The organism is uncultured Nocardioides sp. (assembly GCF_902805925.1).
In the GTDB taxonomy this organism is placed as follows: domain Bacteria; phylum Actinomycetota; class Actinomycetes; order Propionibacteriales; family Nocardioidaceae; genus Nocardioides.
In genome coordinates, this window is sequence record NZ_CADCUP010000131.1 from 13,203 (window position 1) to 30,987 (window position 17,785).

Genomic DNA, 17,785 nt, shown 5'->3' on the forward strand with positions numbered 1-17,785 from the left:
CGTCCTCCAGCGCGTCCTCAGTGGCGGCCGACGCGGGCCAGGACGCCGTCGACGATGCGGGCCAGCCCGTACTCCAGCTCCCGGGCGGGGTCGCTGGCCGCCTGGTAGGCCTCGCCGGCGGCCGTGCCGACCCGTCCGGCGAGCGGGTAGTCCCGCTCGGCCATCAGCCGGCCCAGCGTCTCGGAGTTCGCCCGCCACCACACCAGCTCGGTGACGCCCGACTCGCGCTCGGCGCGGCGCACCCGGTCCTCGGAGCGCACGATGTCCGCGGCGAAGCCGGTCAGCAGGGCCACCGTCTGGTCCATCTCGACGTCGTCGAGGCCGATGCCCTCGACCGCGGTGAGCTGCCACTCGTAGCGGTCGGCGGAGTGCGGGCCGAGCCACGGGCGCAGCCCGGTGACGTCGAGCAGCCACGGGTGGGCGCGCCAGTCGGCGTGGGTGACCCGGGCGACGAGCTCCAGCCGCCCGCGCAGGTCGGCGGGCATCGCCGGGAGGGTCGTGCGGCCGAGCACCTGGTCGGCCATCAGCGCCACGAGCTCGGAGCGGCCGGGGACGTAGCCGTAGAGCGACATCGCCCCCAGCCCGAGCCGTTGGGCGAGCGAGCGCATGGACACCGCCGCCAGGTCCTGCTCGTCGGCCAGCCCGATCGCCGCGTCGACCACGTCGTCGACCGTGAGCCGCTGCCGCGGCCCCCGGCGCGCGGGGACGGGCCGCAGCTCCGCCGGGGCTGCGTGGCGCCACAGCAGCGCCAGGACGGGGTCGGGGTCGGTCGTCACGGCACCACCCTACTTATCTCGTACGGCGTACGGAATCAGTGGTACGCTCCGGCCACCACTCCGTACGCCGTACCAAGACAGGAGTCCAGATGCCCCACCTCGCTCCCCCCTCCTCCGCCCCGCCCGCGGTCCGGGCGCGGGGCCTCACCAAGCGGTACGGCGACACGCTGGCCCTCGACGGCCTGGACCTCGTGGTCGCGGCCGGCACCGTGCACGCCGTCCTCGGCCCCAACGGCGCCGGCAAGAGCACGGCCGTCAACGTCCTGGCGACCCTGACCCGCTGCGACGGGGGTGAGGCCCTCGTCGCCGGGCACGACGTCCGGCGCGCCCCGCACGACGTCCGGCGGGCCATCGGGCTGGTCGGTCAGGCGGCTGCTCTCGACGAGGTGCTCCACGGCCGGGAGAACCTGGTCATGTTCGGCCGCCTGCACGACCTTCCCCGCCGGCTGGCCGAGGCGCGCGCCGAGGAGCTCCTCGCGGCGTTCGGCCTCCTGGACGCCGCCGACCGCAAGGTCTCGACGTACTCCGGCGGCATGCGCCGGCGCCTCGACATCGCCGCGGGCCTCATCCGGCGGCCGGAGCTGCTCTTCCTCGACGAGCCGACCACCGGGCTGGACCCCCGCGGCCGCAACGAGGTGTGGCGCGCCGTCCGCCAGGTGGTCGCGCGGGGCACGACGGTGCTGCTCACCACGCAGTACCTCGACGAGGCCGACCAGCTCGCCGACCGGATCACCGTGATGGGGGCCGGCCGGGTCGTGGCCGAGGGCACGTCGGGGGAGCTCAAGAGCCGGCTGGGCGCCGACCGCGTCATCGTGACCCCCGCGGCGGACGCCGACCTGGCGCCGGTGGCCGCCGCGGTCGGCGGGCTCGTGAACCCAGACCAGCACCGCGTCACCGTCGAGGCCGGCCCCGCCGGGGGCACCGCCGCCCTGGTCTCGGTCGTCCGGGCCCTGGACGGCGCGGGCCTCGCGGTCGCCGACCTCCAGCTGCGCCGTCCCACCCTCGACGAGGTCTTCCTGCACCTCACCGCCCCCGAAGGAGCCGCCCGATGACCGCCACGACCATGCACCCCGGCCCCCGACGCTCCTCGGCCCTGCGGCACGGCTGGGTCGTGATGCTGCGCGACCTCAGGCACTGGGTCCGCGAGCCGTGGGCGCCGATCTTCGGCATCGCCTTCTCGATCATGCTGCTGCTGGTCTTCGGCTACCTGTTCGGAGGCGCCATCGAGCTGCCGGGCGGCGGCGACTACCTGCCGTACCTGCTGCCCGGCATGTTCGCGCTGTCCATGATGTTCGGCGTCGAGAGCACGATGTCGGCGGTGGCCGCCGACACCCGGCGGGGCATCACCGACCGCTTCCGGTCGCTGCCGATGAGCAGTGTCGCCGTGCCGGCCGGCCGTGCCGGCGCCGACATGGTGAACTCCACGGTGCAGCTCGCCGTGCTGGTGCTCGGGGGGCTGCTCGTCGGCTGGCGGGTCGACGGCTCGCCCGGGGCCGCCCTGCTGGCGATCGGCCTGCTCCTCTGGCTGCGGTTCGCGATGCTCTGGATCGGCATCTTCCTGGGCCTGACCTTCCGCGGCGAGGGCTCCTTCGCCGCCGTGCAGGTGCTGGTGTGGCCGCTGGGCTTCCTCTCCAACCTGTTCGTCGCGCCGGAGACGATGCCGGGGTGGCTCGCGTTCCTGGCGCAGTGGAACCCCGTCTCGGCCACGGCCGCTGCCTGCCGGGAGCTGTTCGGCAACCCGACCGGCATCACCGACGGTGTGCTGGCCGACCACGCCCTGCTGCTGGCGCTCGCGTGGCCGGCCGTGCTGGTGGGCGTGTTCGTCCCGCTCGCGGCGCGCGCCTACCGGAGGCTGGCCCGGTGAGGAGGAGCCTCAGGCCCGAGCCACCTCCACCGTGAGGTCGTCCTGCGCCGCGCCGTACGCCACGCTCGTCGCCAGGGTCTCCCCGCCGACGAGGGCCTCGTGGGCGCGGACGGCGGCCAGGGTCTCCCCGGGCCCGGCCAGCGTGAGCGCGATGCGGTCGGAGACGTCGAGGCCGGCGTCCCTGCGGGCCTGCTGCACGGCGCGGACGACGTCGCGCGCGAGCCCCTCGGCGGCCAGCTCGGGCGTCACCTCGGTGTCGAGCACCACGAACCCGCCGCCGGGCAGCAGTCCGGTCACGGAGCCGGCGTCGGCGCCCGCGACGGTCTCCAGGGCGTACTCGCCCTCGACCAGGTCCAAGCCGCCCGCGGTCACGGTGCCGTCCTCGGCCACCGACCAGTCCCCGGACTTCGAGCCCTTGATGGCCCGCTGCACGTCCCTGCCCAGCCGCGGGCCGGCGGCCCGGGCGTTGACGACGAGCCGCTGCTCCACGGCGTACGACGCCGCCTCCTGGGAGGCGGGGTCGACCAGCCGGACGCCCTTGAGGTTCAGCTCGTCGGCGACCAGCCCCTCGAAGCCGGCGAGCGAGGCGCCCGGCGCGACGACGGTGAGCGAGGCCAGCGGCAGCCGGTTGCGCAGGCCGGCGGCCTTGCGCAGCGCCGACCCGGCCGAGCACACGTCGCGGACGAGGTCCATCGAGGCCACCAGGTCGGGGTCGTCGGGCAGGTCGTCGGCCGACGGCCAGTCGGTGAGGTGCACCGAGCGCTCGCCGGTGAGGCCGCGCCAGATCTCCTCGGTGGTCAGCGGCAGCAGCGGCGCCGCCACCCGGCACACCGTCTCGAGCACGGTGTAGAGGGTGTCGAACGCACCCTCGTCGACTCCGCCGTCGGCGGCCCAGAAGCGGCTGCGCGAGCGGCGGATGTACCAGTTGCTCAGCACGTCGAGGAACCCGCGCATGCCGTCGCACACGCCGGCGATGTCGAGGGCGTCGTGCTGGGCGGTCGTCTCCTCCACGAACTGCCGGGTCTTGGCCAGCAGGTAGCGGTCGAGCGGGTCGGCGGAGGCGGTGGAGCGCTTCGCGTCGTACGCCGCGGCGTTGGCGTAGAGGCTGAAGAAGTACCAGCTGTTCCAGAGCGGGATCATCACCTGGCGCACCGAGTCGCGGATGCCCTGCTCGGTGACCACGAGGTTGCCGCCGCGCAGGATCGGCGAGGACATCAGGAACCAGCGCATCGCGTCGGCGCCGTCGCGGTCGAAGACCTCGTTGACGTCGGGGTAGTTGCGCAGCGACTTGCTCATCTTGTTGCCGTCGGAGCCCAGCACGATGCCGTGGCAGATGCAGGAGCGGAACGCCGGCCGGTCGAAGAGCGCGGTCGCCAGCACGTGGAGCGTGTAGAACCAGCCACGCGTCTGGCCGACGTACTCGACGATGAAGTCGCCCGGGAAGTGGTGCTCGAACCAGTCCTGGCTCTCGAAGGGGTAGTGCACCTGGGCGAAGCTCATCGACCCGGAGTCGAACCACACGTCCAGGACGTCGCTGACCCGGCGCATCGTCGAGCGCCCCGTCGGGTCGTCGGGGTTGGGCCGCGTCAGGTCGTCGACGTAGGGGCGGTGCAGGTCGGGCTCGCCGTCGGCGCCGCGCGGCAGCCGGCCGAAGTCGCGCTCGATCTCCGCGAACGACCCGTAGACGTCGATGCGCGGGTGCGCCTCGTCGTCGGACTTCCACACCGGCACCGGGGATCCCCAGAACCGGTTGCGGGTGATCGACCAGTCGCGGGCGTTGGCCAGCCACTTGCCGAACTGCCCCTCCTGGACGTGGCCCGGCACCCACTCGATCTCGCCGTTGAGCTCGAGCATCCGCTCCTTGACCTTGGTCACCTCCACGAACCACGACGAGACGCCCTTGTAGATCAGCGGCTCGCGGCAGCGCCAGCAGTGCGGGTAGGAGTGGTCGTAGGTCTCGCGGCGCAGCAGCACCGTGCCCGGGGTGACGCTGGCGCGGACCGCCTTGAGGTCGTCGATGATGTGCGGGTTGGCGTCGAAGACCTGCATGCCCTCGTACTCCACGACGGGGAACGTGAAGCGACCGTCCTTGCCGACCGGCATGACCGGCTCGATGCCCTCGCGGTCGGTGACCACCTTGTCGTCCTCACCGAAGGCGCCGGCGGTGTGCACCAGCCCGGTGCCGTCGGTGGTGGTGACGAACTCGGCGGTGACCACGCGGAAGGCGTTCTCGTGGCCGAGGTAGTAGCGGAACGGCGGGGTGTAGCCGCGCCCCGCCAGGTCGGAGCCCGTGAGCCGCTCGACGACGACGGGGTCACCCTGCCCGTCGGGCGCCAGCTCTCGCGCGTACGACGCCAGCCGGGCCTCCGCCAGCACGTACCGCTCGGGCGTGCCGGTGACGTCGGACTCGACCACCACGTAGTCGATGTCCTCGCCCACCATGATCGCCAGGTTCGAGGGCAGGGTCCACGGCGTGGTCGTCCAGACGAGCGCCAGCTCGCCGGTCTCGAGGCGGCAGCCCACGGTGACGGCCGGGTCCTGCCGGTTCTGGTAGACGTCGTCGTCCATGCGCAGCTCGTGGTTGGACAGCGGCGTCTCGTCGTTCCAGCAGTACGGCAGCACCCGGAACCCCTCGTAGACGAGGCCCCTCTCGTGCAGCTGCTTGAACGCCCACATCACCGACTCCATGTAGTCGGGGCTGAGCGTCTTGTAGTCGTTCTCGAAGTCGACCCACCGGGCCTGGCGGGTGACGTAGTCGACCCAGTCGGAGGTGTACTTGAACACCGACTCCCGGCAGGCGGCGTTGAACTTCTCGACGCCGAGCTCGTGGATCTCGTCGGTGGTCTTCAGGCCGAGCTGGCGCATCGCCTCGAGCTCGGCGGGCAGGCCGTGGGTGTCCCAGCCGAAGCGTCGCTCGACGCGGCGCCCGCGCATCGTCTGGTAGCGCGGGACGACGTCCTTGACGTAGCCGGTGAGCAGGTGTCCGTAGTGCGGCAGGCCGTTGGCGAAGGGCGGACCGTCGTAGAAGACGAACTCGTTCCCCCCGTCGGTGCCCGCGTCGCGCTGGTCGATCGAGGCCTGGAAGGTCCGGTCGTCCTTCCAGTACGCCAGCACCGCCTCCTCGACCTGCGGGAAGGACGGGGCGCTGGGCACGGTGGTCGCGTCGGTGTGGGAGACCTGGGGGTAGGTCATGCGGGGCTCCTGCGGTCGTCGTACGTCGTGGGCGCTGCTCCACGAGGACGACGGGCTGCCGCGGTACCACCTCGCTTGCCACCCGGGGGTGACCTCTTCTTCGACGGCTGTGTCGGGCCTACCCGTCCGGTTCTACTGGGGCCTGCTGGGCCTGTTCTTCCGGAAGGCTCGCCGCTGATGACGGCTCGGACGCCTGTGGGCCCAGGGTACGGCGGCGGCCCGGCGAGGCGCCAGTCGGACGCCACGCACCGGCCGGCGCGTGCGCTTGCCCCGACACCCCCCGGGCGGGGAGGTTGGCCGCATGAGCGAACGCGCCAACCCCGACATGTGGGTCGAGCCCGAGGACGACCCCCGCGAGGACCTGCCGCCCGCCAGCGGCGAGAAGGGGGTGCTCCTGGAGTACCTCGACCGCTACCGGATGACCTTCGAGATGAAGTGCGAGGGCCTGGACGCCGAGCAGCTCGCGCGGCGCTCGGTGCCGCCCTCGTCGATGTCGCTGCTGGGCCTGGCGCGCCACCTGGCGCGGGTCGAGCACTCGTGGTCCCGCCGGGTGTTCGGGGCGCAGCCCGAGCTGCCCCGGCTCTACCGCACCGACGAGGACCCCGACCTCGACTTCAACGGGGCGGTGGCCGACGACGCGGTCGTCGCCGACGCCTGGGAGTCGTGGCGGCGCGAGGTCGCCCACGCGCGGGAGGTGGAGGCGACCCTCGACCCCGACGCGACGACGTACGTCCACGGCAGGCCGACCGAGGTGCGCGACATCCTGGTGCACCTGGTCGAGGAGTACGCCCGGCACGTCGGTCACGCCGACCTGCTGCGCGAGTGCGTCGACGGGCGCACGGGGCAGTAGCCGACGTCCCCCACCGCCCCGGCGGCGCCCGGCGCCGCGGAGGGCCGGGGGCTGCTCCGTACGCTGTGCCCCGTGACGACTGACTCGCAGACCTCCGCCTGGGGCTTCGGCCTCGCCACGGTGGTGACCTCCGGCGCCTCCGAGGGCACCGTGCTCGACACGTGGTACCCCACCCCGGCCCTCGGCGCTCCCGACGGCGACGCGGCGGCTCCCGACGCGCTGGCCGGCCTGGCGGGCGAGCACCCCGAGCGCCGGGTGCGCACGGAGGTCGTCAAGGTCGAGATCGACCTCGGCGAGGCACCGGCCGGGGCCAGCGACGCCTACCTGCGCCTGCACCTGCTCTCCCACCGGCTCGTGCGGCCGCACGGGCTCAACCTCGACGGCATCTTCGGCGCGCTCGCCAACGTCGTGTGGACCAGCCGGGGCCCGGCGCCCGTGGACGGCTTCGAGGAGGTCCGGCTGGCGCTGCGTGCCGACGGGCCCGTCCAGGTCTTCGGCGTCGACAAGTTCCCGCGGATGACCGACTACGTCGTGCCCACGGGCGTGCGCATCGCCGACGCCGACCGGGTGCGGCTCGGCGCCCACCTGGCCGAGGGCACCACGGTCATGCACGAGGGCTTCGTCAACTTCAACGCCGGCACGCTGGGCACCTCCATGGTGGAGGGCCGGATCGTGGCCGGCGTGGTGGTCGGCGACGGCTCCGACATCGGCGGCGGCTCCTCGATCATGGGCACCCTGTCCGGCGGCGGGAAGCAGGTCGTCTCCATCGGCGAGCGGTGCCTCCTCGGGGCCAACGCCGGCATCGGCATCGCCCTCGGTGACGACTGCGTCGTGGAGGCGGGGCTCTACGTCACCGCCGGCACCAAGGTGACGATCCGCGACCTCGACGACAAGCCCAAGGTCGTCAAGGCGCTGGAGCTCTCCGGCGTCGACAACGTCCTGTTCCGCCGCAACTCGGTGACCGGCACCATCGAGGCCGTGCCGCGCGAGGGAGAGGGCATCGCCCTCAACGCCGCGCTTCACGCCAACGCCTGACATGGGCCGCGGGGCCCGTTGGGCAGCCACCGGGCTCGCCGTCGTGCTCGTCCTGGTCGGCGTCGGCCTGCTCGTCGACCGCGGCGTGGAGCTCATCCCCGGCACGGAGGGCTGCACCGCGACCGTCGACGGCCGCACCGTGGAGCTCAGCATCGAGCAGGCCGAGAACGCCGCGCTCATCACCGCCGTCTCGGTCCGTCGCGGCATGCCGGCCCGGGCGGCCACCATCGCCCTCGCGACGGCCTACCAGGAGTCCAAGCTGCTCAACATCGAGCACGGCGACCGCGACTCGGTGGGGCTGTTCCAGCAGCGACCGTCACAGGGCTGGGGCTCCGTCGAGCAGATCCTCGACCCCTACTACTCCATCAACGCCTTCTACGACGGCCTGGTGGGCATCGAGGGCTACGACTCGATGCGCGTCACCGAGGCGGCCCAGGCGGTGCAGCGCTCCGGATTCCCCGAGGCCTACGCCGACCACGAGGCCGACGCCCGGGTGCTCGCCTCGGCGCTCACCGGCAACTCACCGCGGGCGTTCGGCTGCGAGGTCGACGAGCCCGAGGCGGCGTCCTCGGACCGCATCGACGACGAGGGGCTCACCCGCCGGGCGGCGCGGGTGCGCCAGGACCTGGTGTCGGCCTTCGGCGACCAGTCGCTGGGCGGCTTCCAGCCGGGCGGTGTCAGCTCGGGCCACATGGCGGGCTCCGCGCACTACGAGGGCCGGGCGATCGACGTGTTCTTCCGCCCCGTCAGCGCGGAGAACCGCAAGCGCGGCTGGGCCATGGCGGCGTACCTCGTGGCACAGGCCTCGCGACTGGGCATCGACACCCTGATCTTCGACGACCGCATCTGGCACGCGGGCTCGCGCTCCGACGACGGCTGGACCGACTACGACGTGCCCTCCTCCTCGCGGGGCGACCGGGCGATCCTCGAGCACCGCGACCACGTCCACGTCGACGTGCGCGGGACCTGACGACAGGTTCGCTCGCATGCCGGACATGACATCCTCGAGGGACACGCCCACACCCGGAGGGGACCGACCATGAACCGGACTGCCTGTGCCGCGCTCGTGCTGGTGATGGCGGGGGCGCTCGCCTCCTGCGGCGAGCAGGGGGCCGACGAGGCCGCCGAGCCGACCCCGAGCGCCTCCGCGGCGAGCCCGTCCGCCACCCCGACGGTGGACGCGGCCTCGGCCGCCACGTCGGCGGAGGCCTGCGCCAGCCCCACGATCAGCGGGACCGACAGCGACGACTTCGACCTGATCGGCACCGCCGGGGACGACGTCATCGACGGCGGCGGCGGCAGCGACGTCATCGACGGGGGCGGGGGCGACGACGTCATCTGCGGCGGCGAGGGCGAGGACCTGATCCGTGGCGGCGAGGGCGACGACACGCTCTTCGGCGGCAACGACAGCGACACCATCTCCGGTGACGCCGGCGACGACCGGGTCGTCGGCGGCGCCAACCTGGTGCGCAGCGGCTTCGAGGTGCCCGACGTCCTGCTCGGCGGTGCCGGCGACGACACCATCGAGGGCGCCGGCGACGGCGCCGAGGCGACCGACGCCCCCGACGTGGTGAGCTTCGTGACGGCCGAGCAGGGCGTCAGCATCGACCTGGGCGCCCTGACCGCCACCGGCGACGGCGAGGACACCCTGGTCGAGGGCCGCTGGATCGTGCGCGGCACCAAGCACGACGACACGATCATCGGCAGCGCCGGCGACGACGTGATCTTCGGCTTCGGCGGCGACGACACCATCACCACGCTGGCCGGCGACGACATCGTCAACGACGACGCCGACCCGGAGGCCGCCCCCAGCGACGCGACGCCCGGCGACGACACCATCGAGACCGGCGAGGGCGACGACCGCGTCACCTCCGTCGGCGGCAGGGACACCCTCGAGGGCGGCCCGGGCGCCGACGAGCTCGAGGCCGGCCCCGAGCCCGGCGCCTGCGGCGGCTTCGAGGCGGGTCCCGCGGCCTGCCGCTGACGTCCTACGGCGGGGTGTGCGCGCCGTACGGCGGGGTAGTCAGCCGCGGAATGGCTGCCGATCGCCCCGTGCGGCAGCCATTTCGCGCCTAACTACCCCGGCCCGGCGCTACCCCGCGGTGAGGCGGGAGACCGCCGCCGCGACGCGCTCGTCGGTGGCGGTCAGCGCCACCCGCACGTGCCGGCGTCCGGCGGCGCCGTAGAAGGACCCGGGGGCCACCAGGATCCCGAGGCCGGCCAGCTCGTCGACGCTCCGCCAGCAGTCGTCGCCGCGGGTGGCCCACAGGTAGAGCGAGGCCTCGGAGTGGTCGATGCGGAAGCCGGCCGCCTCCAGGGCCGGGCGCAGCAGCGACCGGCGGGCGGCGTACGTCGCGTGCTGGGCCGCGACGTGCTCGTCGTCGGCGAGCGCAGCCGCCATCGCCGCCTGCTGCGGGGCGGGGACCATCAGGCCGAGGTTCTTGCGCACGGCCAGCAGCTCGGCGATCACCGAGGGGTCGCCCGCGACGAAGGCGCAGCGGTAGCCCGCGAGGTTGGAGCGCTTGGACAGCGAGTGCACGGCCAGGACGCCGTCGGGCGAGCCCCCCGAGATGTCGGGGTGCAGCACGCTGACGGCCTCGCCCTCCCACACCGACTCCAGGTAGCACTCGTCGGAGACCAGCAGCGTGCCCCGGTCGCGGCACCACTCGACCACCTTGCGCAGGTGGTCGGGGGGCAGCACCCGGCCGGTGGGGTTGGACGGCGAGTTGAGCCAGAGCAGCCGCGGCACCTCGGGCCCGACGGCGGTGAGCGAGTCGGTCGCAAGCACCCGGGCGCCGGCCAGCGCCGCCCCCACCTCGTACGTCGGGTAGGCGACCTCCGGCTGCACGACGAGGTCGCCCGGGCCGATGCCGAGGTGCACCGCCATCGAGGCGATGAGCTCCTTGGACCCGATCACCGGGAGCACGGCGTCGAGCCCGAGCCCGGTGACGCCGCGCCGCGCCAGCCAGTCGATCGCGGCCTGCCGCACCGCCGGCGTGCCGATGGTCGTCGGATAGCCCGGGGCGTCGGCCGCGGCCGCGAGCGCGTCCCGCACGAGAACCGGTGTCGGGTCGACCGGCGTGCCGACCGAGAGGTCGACGATGCCGTCGACGTGCGACCGGGCGCGGTCGGCGTACTGCGTCAGGTGGTCCCAGGGGAAGTCAGGGAGCCGACCCGAGACGGTCACTCGTCGTGCGGCTGCGGCGGCAGGGCCGCGACGATCGGGTGGTCCTTGTCGATCTCGCCCATCTTCGCGGCGCCGCCCGGCGAGCCGAGGTCCTCGAAGAAGGCGACGTTGGCGGTGTAGTAGTCCTTCCACTCCTCCGGGGTGTCGTCCTCGTAGAAGATGGCCTCCACCGGGCACACCGGCTCGCAGGCACCGCAGTCGACGCACTCGTCGGGGTGGATGTAGAGCATCCGCTTGCCCTCGTAGATGCAGTCGACAGGACACTCGTCGACGCACGCGCGGTCCTTGAGGTCGACGCACGGCTGGGCGATGACGTAGGTCACCAGGTCCTCCTGTGGGGCGGGGCGTTGTGCTGCGGCCAGCCTAGTATCCCGCCATGGCCGACGCTCCCCCGCACCGCCCGCGTGGACTGGGCCCGCACGTCGTGGGCCGGCGCGTCGTCGTGCGCCGGGTCCTGCCCGGCCGGCGCGGGCCCTCGGGCGGTCCCGCGATGACCGACCTGCTGGGCGTGTGCACCGCCTGGGGCGAGGCGACCTGCGTCGTCCAGCCCGAGACCGGGCCGCCGGTGACCATCGCCCTGGCCGACATCGTCAGCGGCAAGCCGGTGCCGCCCCGCCCCTCGGTGCGGCTGCGGGTCAGCGCCCGCGACGCCGAGCTGCACGTCGCCTCGCTCTTCGGCGAGATGGAGGCCGAGCCGCTGGGCGCGTGGGCGCTGCGCTGCGCCCCGCCGTACGGCGGCCGGCTGCGGCGCCGGGCCAACTCGGTGCTGGCGATGGGCGACCCCGGCCTCCCGCTCGATGCGGCGCTCGCGGCGGTCCGGGACTTCTACGCCGCCAGGAACCGCCCTCCCCTCGCCCAGGTGGAGGTCGGCTCGGACGTCGACCGCGCGCTGGTGGCAGCCGGGTGGGAGCCGCTGGAGACGGGCGCCGCGGCGTACCTCGTGGCGTCGGTGGCCCGGGCGGTCCGCTCGTGCGACGCCGAGCTGTCCGGGCCGGGATCCTCCCGGGAGCGGCCCCCGCCGCCGACGGCTCCGCGGCACCTGGACGACGGCCCCCGGACGACGGTGGAGCTCACCACGCCGGACGGCGAGGTGGTGGCCAGCGGCGTCGCCGCGCTCGACGGCGACTGGGTGGGCCTGCACGCGCTGCACGTGGCCGAGGAGCACCGCGGCGCCGGCCTGGGCACGGCGCTGCTCGCCGAGCTGCTCGACGGCGCCGCGTCCCGGGGCGCGACGACGGCCTGGCTGCACGTCGAGCTCGAGAACGTGCGGGCGCAAGCGCTGTACGAGCGGCTCGGCTTCGCCGAGCACCACACCAGCCGCTACCTCCGCGATATCCGCGAGCGCGCGGCGACGGACCCGGCCTAGACTCTCCCCCGGCCGGCGTGAGGCGTGACGACCCTCGGCTGGAGGCAGCGAGCGCCGGCCCGCGCGTCCGGCGTACCGACGAGAGGCCGGACCCCTCCGGCGAAGGTGTGGTGGCACCGCGACCTTGCCCCCGCCCACACCTCCAGGGCCAGGCTCCGCGCGAGACCGGAGCGGCCCTCGTCCTGCATGCGGGCCGTGACTCCCCGGTCGGGCTGCGAGGAGCCGATCCGAGCAGCACGCCATGGAGGAACGATGAGACCACCCCGCACCCTGACCACCGCCCTGCCCGCCGCCGAGCCCGGCACGACCGTGCTGCTGCAGGGCTGGGTCCACCGCCGCCGCGAGCTCGCGCGGGTCACCTTCCTGGTCGTCCGCGACCGGGCCGGGCTCGCCCAGGTCGTGCTGCCGGCCGGCACCGAGGTGCCGCCCGAGGAGACACCGGTCGAGGTGGTCGGCACGGCCACCGCCAACACCCAGGCGCCCGGGGGCGTCGAGGTGACCCAGGCCCGGGTGACCGCCCTCGGCGAGCCCGCCGACACCCCGGCCGTGGAGCTGTGGCGCCCCACCCTCGACACCGGGCTGCCCACCCTGCTGGACCACGCGGCCACCACGTGGCGCCACCCGGCGCAACGGGCCAGGTGGGAGCTGGCGGCTGCCTCGCTGCACGGGTTCCGCACCGCCCTCGACGCGGGCGGCTTCACCGAGGTGCACTCCCCCAAGCTGGTCGAGTCGGCCACCGAGAGCGGGGCGAACGTCTTCGAGGTCGACTACTTCGGCCGGCCGGCGTACCTCGCGCAGAGCCCGCAGTTCTTCAAGCAGCAGCTGGTGGGCGTCTTCGAGCGGGTCTACGAGGTCGGGCCGGTGTTCCGGGCCGAGCCGCACGACACGGTGCGCCACCTCGCGGAGTACGTCTCGCTCGACGTCGAGCTCGGCTTCGTCCGCGACCACCGCGACGTCATCGCCTGCCTGCGCGACACGGTCGCCGGCATGGTGGCGGGCATCCACGAGCGCGCGGGGGCCGCGGTCGAGCGGCTCGGCATCACCGTGCCGGAGGTGCCGGCCGAGCTGCCCGTGCTGCACTTCCGCGAGGCGCTGGAGATCGCCGGCGCACCGGCCGACGAGCCCGACCTCGACCCGGCGCACGAGCGCGCGCTGGGCGAGTGGGGTCTGCGCGAGCACGGCAGCGACTTCGTGGTCGTCGAGGGCTACCCGACCGCGAGCCGGGCGTTCTACAGCCACCCCGACCCCGACGACCCGCACTGGTCGCGCAGCTTCGACCTGCTCTTCCGCGGGCTGGAGCTGGTGAGCGGGGCGCAGCGGCTGCACCGGTACTCCGACTACGTCACGACCCTGGAGCAGCGCGGCTATCCCTACGAGCCGTTCGCGTCGTACGTCGAGGCGTTCCGGCGCGGGATCCCGCCGCACGGCGGCTTCGCGATCGGCCTGGAGCGCTGGGTCGCGCGGCTGGTCGAGGCCGCCAACATCCGCGAGGTCACGCTCTTCCCGCGCGACCTGCACCGGCTGGCGCCCTAGCCGCGGCCACCGGTGGTCACGCGGCCGGGGGCGGTGCTCAGCCGCCCCCGGCCGGCGTCAGGGCTGGCAGATGACGGTGTCGGAGGGCGTGTAGACGGTGTGGAACGTCTCGGCGCGGTGGAGCTCGCTCTGCCCCGGCTTGCGGAAGTAGCGGGTGACGTCGACCTCGAAGCCGGAGTAGCCGGTGTTCGGGTAGCAGTCGGCGGTGCTGAGCGTGCGCGTCGCCGGCGACGTCGGGTTGTAGCGCCCGGAGGTCGTGGTGGTGATGTCCCACGTCTTGGTGGACCACATGCTGACCGTCACCACGCCCTGGCCGCCCGGCCCCGCCGGCGTGACGTTCGCGCTGATCAGGACGCCGTACGGCGTGTCGTTCTGGAAGCGCAGGTCGACCGCGCCCCACGCGACCGTGGCCTCGCGGCCCACGGGGTAGCGGTCGATGTAGAAGCTGTGCGGCTTGTGCTCGATGTCCTTGAGCCCGGCGAAGAACATGGCGTTGAACGTGGTCGTCGCCATCTGCGAGACGCCGCCGCCCAGGTCCTCCTTGAAGATGCCGTTGCTGATGACGAAGCCCTCGGTGAAGCCGTTCTCGGCGGTCCGCTCGCCCACGGTGTCGTTGAGGGAGAACGTCTCGCCCGGCCTCAGCACGGTGCCGTCGACGAGCTCGGCGGCGCGGCCGATGTTGATGTTGCGGTACTCCGCGTAGGGGTAGTAGGTCGTGAAGGAGGAGACGCGCTCCTCGATGCCCAGCGCGCGGGCGTCCTTGGTCGTGAACTCCGGCTGCGCCACCGTCGCGGTCACCGGCAGCCTGCGCTCGCCCGGCGGGGCGGCCACCAGGGCCAGGAAGGCGGCGTCGATCTGGGCCTGGTCGAAGCCGACCCCGGGCTTGGCCGGGACCACCTTCGGGCGCCCGTCGACCAGCGCCACCGTGGCGTCGACCGGTGCCCCCGCCTCGCCGACGCGGCCGCTGACGACCTCGGCCAGCCGCGCGGCGTCGAGCTGTGGCACCAGCGCGCCGCCCTGCGGCGCGAGTGAGAGCGCGCGGGTGTAGTCGGCCGGCGCGAGCCTCACGGTGGAGGTGTCGAAGGCGAGCTCCACCGGCTCGGCGACGGCGGGGTTCGCGAACGACGTCAGGGCCTGCTGCACGTCCGCGCCGTCGATCTCGGGCTCCACCTCGACCAGGTCGAGCTCGGCCGTGGCGTCGCTCAGGTAGACCTCGACCAGCTCGTCGCGCAGCTGGGCTGTGTCGATGCCGGCGCCGGGGCGGGCCTCGCGCGTCCTCACCTGCGCACCCCGGAACCGCACCGCGCCCTCGCGGGGGGCGGAGCCGGCAGCCGCGGTCAGCCGGGTCGCGAGGGTGGCCATCGCCGCGTCGTCGACCACGACCTCCGCATCCAGGTCGTCGCCGCCGGTGTAGTAGTCCCACAGCCGCGCGGGAGACCAGCTGTCGCCGCCGCCGGCCTGCGCCACCGAGGCGTCGAGGTCGACGCCGAGGCCGGCCTCGGCGGGGGTGACGCTCTGCTCGTTGTCGCCGATGGTCAGGGCCATCGGCGCGGCGGCCCGCTCGGTGAGACCCTCCTCGAGGACGGCGGCCGCGCGCTCGCGGGGCAGGCCGCCGATGTCGACGCCGGACACGGTGGTGCCGCGCGGGACCTTGTCGCCCGCCATCTCGTGCGCCAGCGCGTACGCGCCCCCCGCCAGCACGGCCAGCCCCAGGAGCAGCAGCACCACCACCCGGGCCCCGGCCTTCTCCCTGACGGTGGACGTCGTGGTCTCGAACACGCGCGAGAGTCTAGGTCGGCTGCGGCCGATCCTCCTGATCGAGGAGGGAGCCGGTGCGGCGACCCCCGAGGGTCACCAGGGAGCCCAGGACGACCACCAGCGTGGCGACGAGCAGCGAGTAGCCGGCCGTGTCGGCGGCCACCAGGTAGTCACCCTCGGCGCGGGGCAGCGCGGCCAGGGCGACCACCGCGACCCAGCCGGCCGCGAAGGCGAGCCGGCCCCACCAGCGGCCCGGCAGCGCCACGAGCGTGCAGGCACAGGCGGCCAGCCCGAGGAGCAGGCCCCACCAGCGGGTGTGCACGAGCACCGCGGCGTACGCCGTGGCGGATCCGAGGAGGAGCGAGGGGACCGCCAGCAGGCGGACCATCAGAGCCCTGCGAACAGGTCCGTCTCGAGGCCGTCGTGGCCGAGGGGGCCGGGCGTGCCCTTGGCGAGCCGGAAGAACTCCTCCCCCCAGAACGCGTGACCGCTCTCGGCTCCGGCGAAGAAGAAGCCGTCGGGCTCCACCTGGGAGCGGTGGGCGGCCAGCGCCGACATCTTGCGGTCGACGAACGCGGAGCCGTCGACGCGCGCGCTGAGCAGCGCGTCGGGCGTCACGAAGGGGCCGAGTTCGCCGTCGGGATCCATGCCCTTGAACGTCTCGGTGTCGCCGTCCTCGCGCAGCCTGCGCAGGCTTTCACGCATGCGGCTCTCGCTGATGGCGGTCCAGTAGACCTTGGCGATGTCGTGCGGCTCGCCGAGCTCGCGGCGGTAGGAGGGCACCGCGGCCAGGCCGGCGGCGTACGTCGCGACGCGGTGGGCCTGGATGTGGTCGGGGTGGCCGTAGCCGCCGAACTGGTCGTAGGTCACCAGCACCTGCGGGCGGACCTCGCGGATGACCTCGACCAGGAGGTCGGCCGCCTCGGTCAGGTCGGCCCTCGCGAAGGCGTTCTCGTGGGTCTCGTCCGCGGCGACGGCATGGCCGGCCTCGTGCCACTTCATGCCGGAGTCGCGGAAGCGCCCCGGGCCCCCGAGGAACCGGTGGTCGGTCACGCCGAGCTCCTTCATCGCCGCGTCGAGCTCGCCGCGGCGGTGCTCGCCGAGGGTGTCGTCCTGGTCGGCGGCCATGTGGGTCCACTCCGGGACGAGGATCTCGCCCAGCTCACCGGAGGTGCAGGTCACCAGGGTCACGCCGTCGCCGCGGTCGACGCAGGCCGCCATCGTGGCGCCGGTGCCGATCGACTCGTCGTCGGGGTGGGCGTGGACCAGCAGGAGCCGCTGCGCGGGGGTGTCGCTCATGGGGCGAGCGTACTGAGCGGCACCGACCGGGGCCGCCCGGTCGCCGCTCAGGCGTCCTTGACCCGGCGAGGAGCGGCCGGCAGGTCGAGGGGCACCACGGGCGACGGGGCCTCGTCGTCGGCGTCCAGCCAGCCGTCGTACTCGTCGACGAGCAGCTCGAGCACGAACCCGGGCGCGTCGGTGAGCACCGCCCAGGGGTGGTCCTCGTCGTCGTCCTCACCGGCGAGGCGCTCGCGGACCGAGGTGGCCCGGAAGCCGTCGCCGGCGAGCCGGGCGACGACCGCCCGGGCGTCGTCCTCGTCGAAGAAGATCCCTCTCACGGGACCAGTATCTCCGCGATCGCCGCCTCGAGGGCCGGCATCCGGGTGCGGAGGCCGGCGAGGGCGCGCAGGGTCCTCTCGGGCTCCCCGACGGCGGCGAGGCCGGCACCGCCCGGGTCCCCCGACCCGATCATGGCGCGGACTGCCTCGACACTGGCCGACACGCGGCGGACGACGTCGTCGAGCACGTCGTGCGCGGTGAGGCTGCCGTATCCCTCGGCGAGCGCGACGAGCCGGGCGGCCGCAAGGTCGGCGGGGACCTCCCGGAAGAGCGGGACCGCGTTCCACGCCTGGTGGGCCAGCTCCATGGTCCGGGTCGTGGGGCCGGCCATGTCCCAGTCGAAGACGCCGGCGACCCGGTCGCCGTCGAAGGCGACGTTGTACGGCGCCAGGTCGTTGTGGCCGACGTGGTCGCTGTCGTCGACCGGCACCATCCGCCACGGGCCGGGGTGGTGGAAGCCCACCGCGGCCTCGTGCAGCTCGCGCGTCCAGGCGGCCAGGTCGCGCAGCCGGGCGGGCGAGAGCAGCTCGCTGTCGACGTCGACGACCTCGCCCGGCAGGAAGTCGAGCACCTCGCGACCGCGCTCGTCGACGCCGTGCACCCG

17 protein-coding genes are annotated in these 17,785 nt (G+C 74.0%); 8 read left to right on the forward strand and 9 right to left on the reverse strand.

Annotation, left to right across the window (positions count from 1 at the left end; genetic code table 11):
* Positions 1 to 17: 17 nt before the first annotated feature.
* Positions 18 to 776 (reverse strand): TetR/AcrR family transcriptional regulator, encoded by a 759-nt coding sequence (locus tag QZX64_RS09500; protein WP_295658708.1) that lies wholly within the window; start codon positions 774 to 776, stop codon positions 18 to 20.
* Positions 777 to 865: 89 nt separating this feature from the next.
* On the opposite strand from QZX64_RS09500, the gene QZX64_RS09505 reads away from it, so the two are divergent.
* The gene (locus QZX64_RS09505) at positions 866 to 1,828 is read left to right on the forward strand and encodes an ATP-binding cassette domain-containing protein (protein WP_295658710.1); all 963 of its coding nucleotides are present in this window, start codon (positions 866 to 868) and stop codon (positions 1,826 to 1,828) included.
* A complete protein-coding gene (locus QZX64_RS09510; protein ID WP_295658713.1) occupies positions 1,825 to 2,640 on the forward strand; it encodes an ABC transporter permease in 816 nt (271 codons plus the stop codon). Before QZX64_RS09505 ends, QZX64_RS09510 begins: the two co-directional genes overlap by 4 nt.
* Positions 2,641 to 2,649: 9 nt before the next feature.
* Here QZX64_RS09510 and ileS read toward each other — a convergent pair whose 3' ends face one another.
* Positions 2,650 to 5,832: an isoleucine--tRNA ligase gene (ileS, locus tag QZX64_RS09515; protein WP_295658715.1), complete on the reverse strand. Its 3,183-nt coding sequence runs from the start codon at positions 5,830 to 5,832 to the stop codon at positions 2,650 to 2,652.
* 301 nt (positions 5,833 to 6,133) lie between these two features.
* Here ileS and QZX64_RS09520 point away from each other — a divergent pair, with 301 nt between their 5' ends.
* The 4 genes from QZX64_RS09520 to QZX64_RS09535 all read left to right on the forward strand — a co-directional run bounded on the left by QZX64_RS09520 (position 6,134) and on the right by QZX64_RS09535 (position 9,701).
* A complete protein-coding gene (locus tag QZX64_RS09520) occupies positions 6,134 to 6,682 on the forward strand; it encodes a DinB family protein (protein WP_295658717.1) in 549 nt (182 codons plus the stop codon).
* Positions 6,683 to 6,754: 72 nt separating this feature from the next.
* Positions 6,755 to 7,717, forward strand: a complete 963-nt coding sequence (gene dapD / locus QZX64_RS09525) for a 2,3,4,5-tetrahydropyridine-2,6-dicarboxylate N-succinyltransferase (RefSeq protein WP_295658719.1) — start codon at positions 6,755 to 6,757, stop codon at positions 7,715 to 7,717.
* 43 nt (positions 7,718 to 7,760) lie between these two features.
* Positions 7,761 to 8,687, forward strand: a complete 927-nt coding sequence (locus QZX64_RS09530) for a hypothetical protein (protein WP_295658722.1) — start codon at positions 7,761 to 7,763, stop codon at positions 8,685 to 8,687.
* Between the two features lie 69 nt (positions 8,688 to 8,756).
* On the forward strand, positions 8,757 to 9,701 hold the full coding sequence (locus QZX64_RS09535) for a calcium-binding protein (protein WP_295658725.1): 945 nt from the start codon (positions 8,757 to 8,759) through the stop codon (positions 9,699 to 9,701).
* Between the two features lie 108 nt (positions 9,702 to 9,809).
* On the opposite strand, the gene dapC is transcribed toward QZX64_RS09535, so the two are convergent.
* Both dapC and fdxA read right to left on the reverse strand, forming a co-directional pair.
* Entirely contained in the window at positions 9,810 to 10,904 is a 1,095-nt protein-coding gene (gene dapC / locus QZX64_RS09540) for a succinyldiaminopimelate transaminase (RefSeq protein WP_295658727.1), read from the reverse strand.
* Positions 10,901 to 11,227: a ferredoxin gene (gene fdxA / locus QZX64_RS09545; RefSeq protein WP_295658729.1), complete on the reverse strand. Its 327-nt coding sequence runs from the start codon at positions 11,225 to 11,227 to the stop codon at positions 10,901 to 10,903. Before fdxA ends, dapC begins: the two co-directional genes overlap by 4 nt.
* A gap of 53 nt (positions 11,228 to 11,280) precedes the next feature.
* Between fdxA and QZX64_RS09550 the strand changes: the two genes are divergently transcribed.
* Positions 11,281 to 12,270 (forward strand): N-acetyltransferase, encoded by a 990-nt coding sequence (locus QZX64_RS09550; RefSeq protein WP_295658731.1) that lies wholly within the window; start codon positions 11,281 to 11,283, stop codon positions 12,268 to 12,270.
* A 252-nt stretch (positions 12,271 to 12,522) separates the two neighbouring features.
* Positions 12,523 to 13,803: an aspartate--tRNA(Asn) ligase gene (aspS, locus tag QZX64_RS09555; RefSeq protein ID WP_295658734.1), complete on the forward strand. Its 1,281-nt coding sequence runs from the start codon at positions 12,523 to 12,525 to the stop codon at positions 13,801 to 13,803.
* A gap of 57 nt (positions 13,804 to 13,860) precedes the next feature.
* Here the strand turns inward: aspS and QZX64_RS09560 are convergent, their stop codons facing one another.
* From QZX64_RS09560 to QZX64_RS09580, 5 genes are all read right to left on the reverse strand, one after another.
* A complete protein-coding gene (locus QZX64_RS09560) occupies positions 13,861 to 15,582 on the reverse strand; it encodes a VanW family protein (protein ID WP_295658737.1) in 1,722 nt (573 codons plus the stop codon).
* A 10-nt stretch (positions 15,583 to 15,592) separates the two neighbouring features.
* Positions 15,593 to 15,949 carry a hypothetical protein gene (locus QZX64_RS09565; protein WP_295658740.1) on the reverse strand — a complete coding sequence of 119 codons (357 nt, stop codon included), beginning with the start codon at positions 15,947 to 15,949 and terminating at the stop codon, positions 15,593 to 15,595.
* Positions 15,949 to 16,860 (reverse strand): N-acetyl-1-D-myo-inositol-2-amino-2-deoxy-alpha-D-glucopyranoside deacetylase, encoded by a 912-nt coding sequence (gene mshB, locus QZX64_RS09570; protein WP_295658742.1) that lies wholly within the window; start codon positions 16,858 to 16,860, stop codon positions 15,949 to 15,951. The genes QZX64_RS09565 and mshB overlap by 1 nt, the downstream gene beginning before the upstream one ends.
* A gap of 47 nt (positions 16,861 to 16,907) precedes the next feature.
* Positions 16,908 to 17,180, reverse strand: a complete 273-nt coding sequence (locus tag QZX64_RS09575) for a hypothetical protein (RefSeq protein ID WP_295658745.1) — start codon at positions 17,178 to 17,180, stop codon at positions 16,908 to 16,910.
* On the reverse strand, positions 17,177 to 17,785 hold a 609-nt coding region (locus QZX64_RS09580; protein ID WP_295658747.1), incomplete at its 5' end, for a phosphotransferase. The genes QZX64_RS09580 and QZX64_RS09575, both read right to left, overlap by 4 nt.

Coding starts and splice junctions, on each gene's coding strand:
- QZX64_RS09505 (WP_295658710.1), top strand. CDS start 866: ATGCCCCACCTCGCTCCCCCCTCCTCCGCCCCGCCCGCGGTCCGGGCG.
- QZX64_RS09510 (WP_295658713.1), top strand. CDS start 1,825: ATGACCGCCACGACCATGCACCCCGGCCCCCGACGCTCCTCGGCCCTG.
- ileS (WP_295658715.1), bottom strand. CDS start 5,832: ATGACCTACCCCCAGGTCTCCCACACCGACGCGACCACCGTGCCCAGC.
- QZX64_RS09520 (WP_295658717.1), top strand. CDS start 6,134: ATGAGCGAACGCGCCAACCCCGACATGTGGGTCGAGCCCGAGGACGAC.
- QZX64_RS09535 (WP_295658725.1), top strand. CDS start 8,757: ATGAACCGGACTGCCTGTGCCGCGCTCGTGCTGGTGATGGCGGGGGCG.
- QZX64_RS09550 (WP_295658731.1), top strand. CDS start 11,281: ATGGCCGACGCTCCCCCGCACCGCCCGCGTGGACTGGGCCCGCACGTC.
- aspS (WP_295658734.1), top strand. CDS start 12,523: ATGAGACCACCCCGCACCCTGACCACCGCCCTGCCCGCCGCCGAGCCC.
- QZX64_RS09565 (WP_295658740.1), bottom strand. CDS start 15,949: ATGGTCCGCCTGCTGGCGGTCCCCTCGCTCCTCCTCGGATCCGCCACG.
- mshB (WP_295658742.1), bottom strand. CDS start 16,860: ATGAGCGACACCCCCGCGCAGCGGCTCCTGCTGGTCCACGCCCACCCC.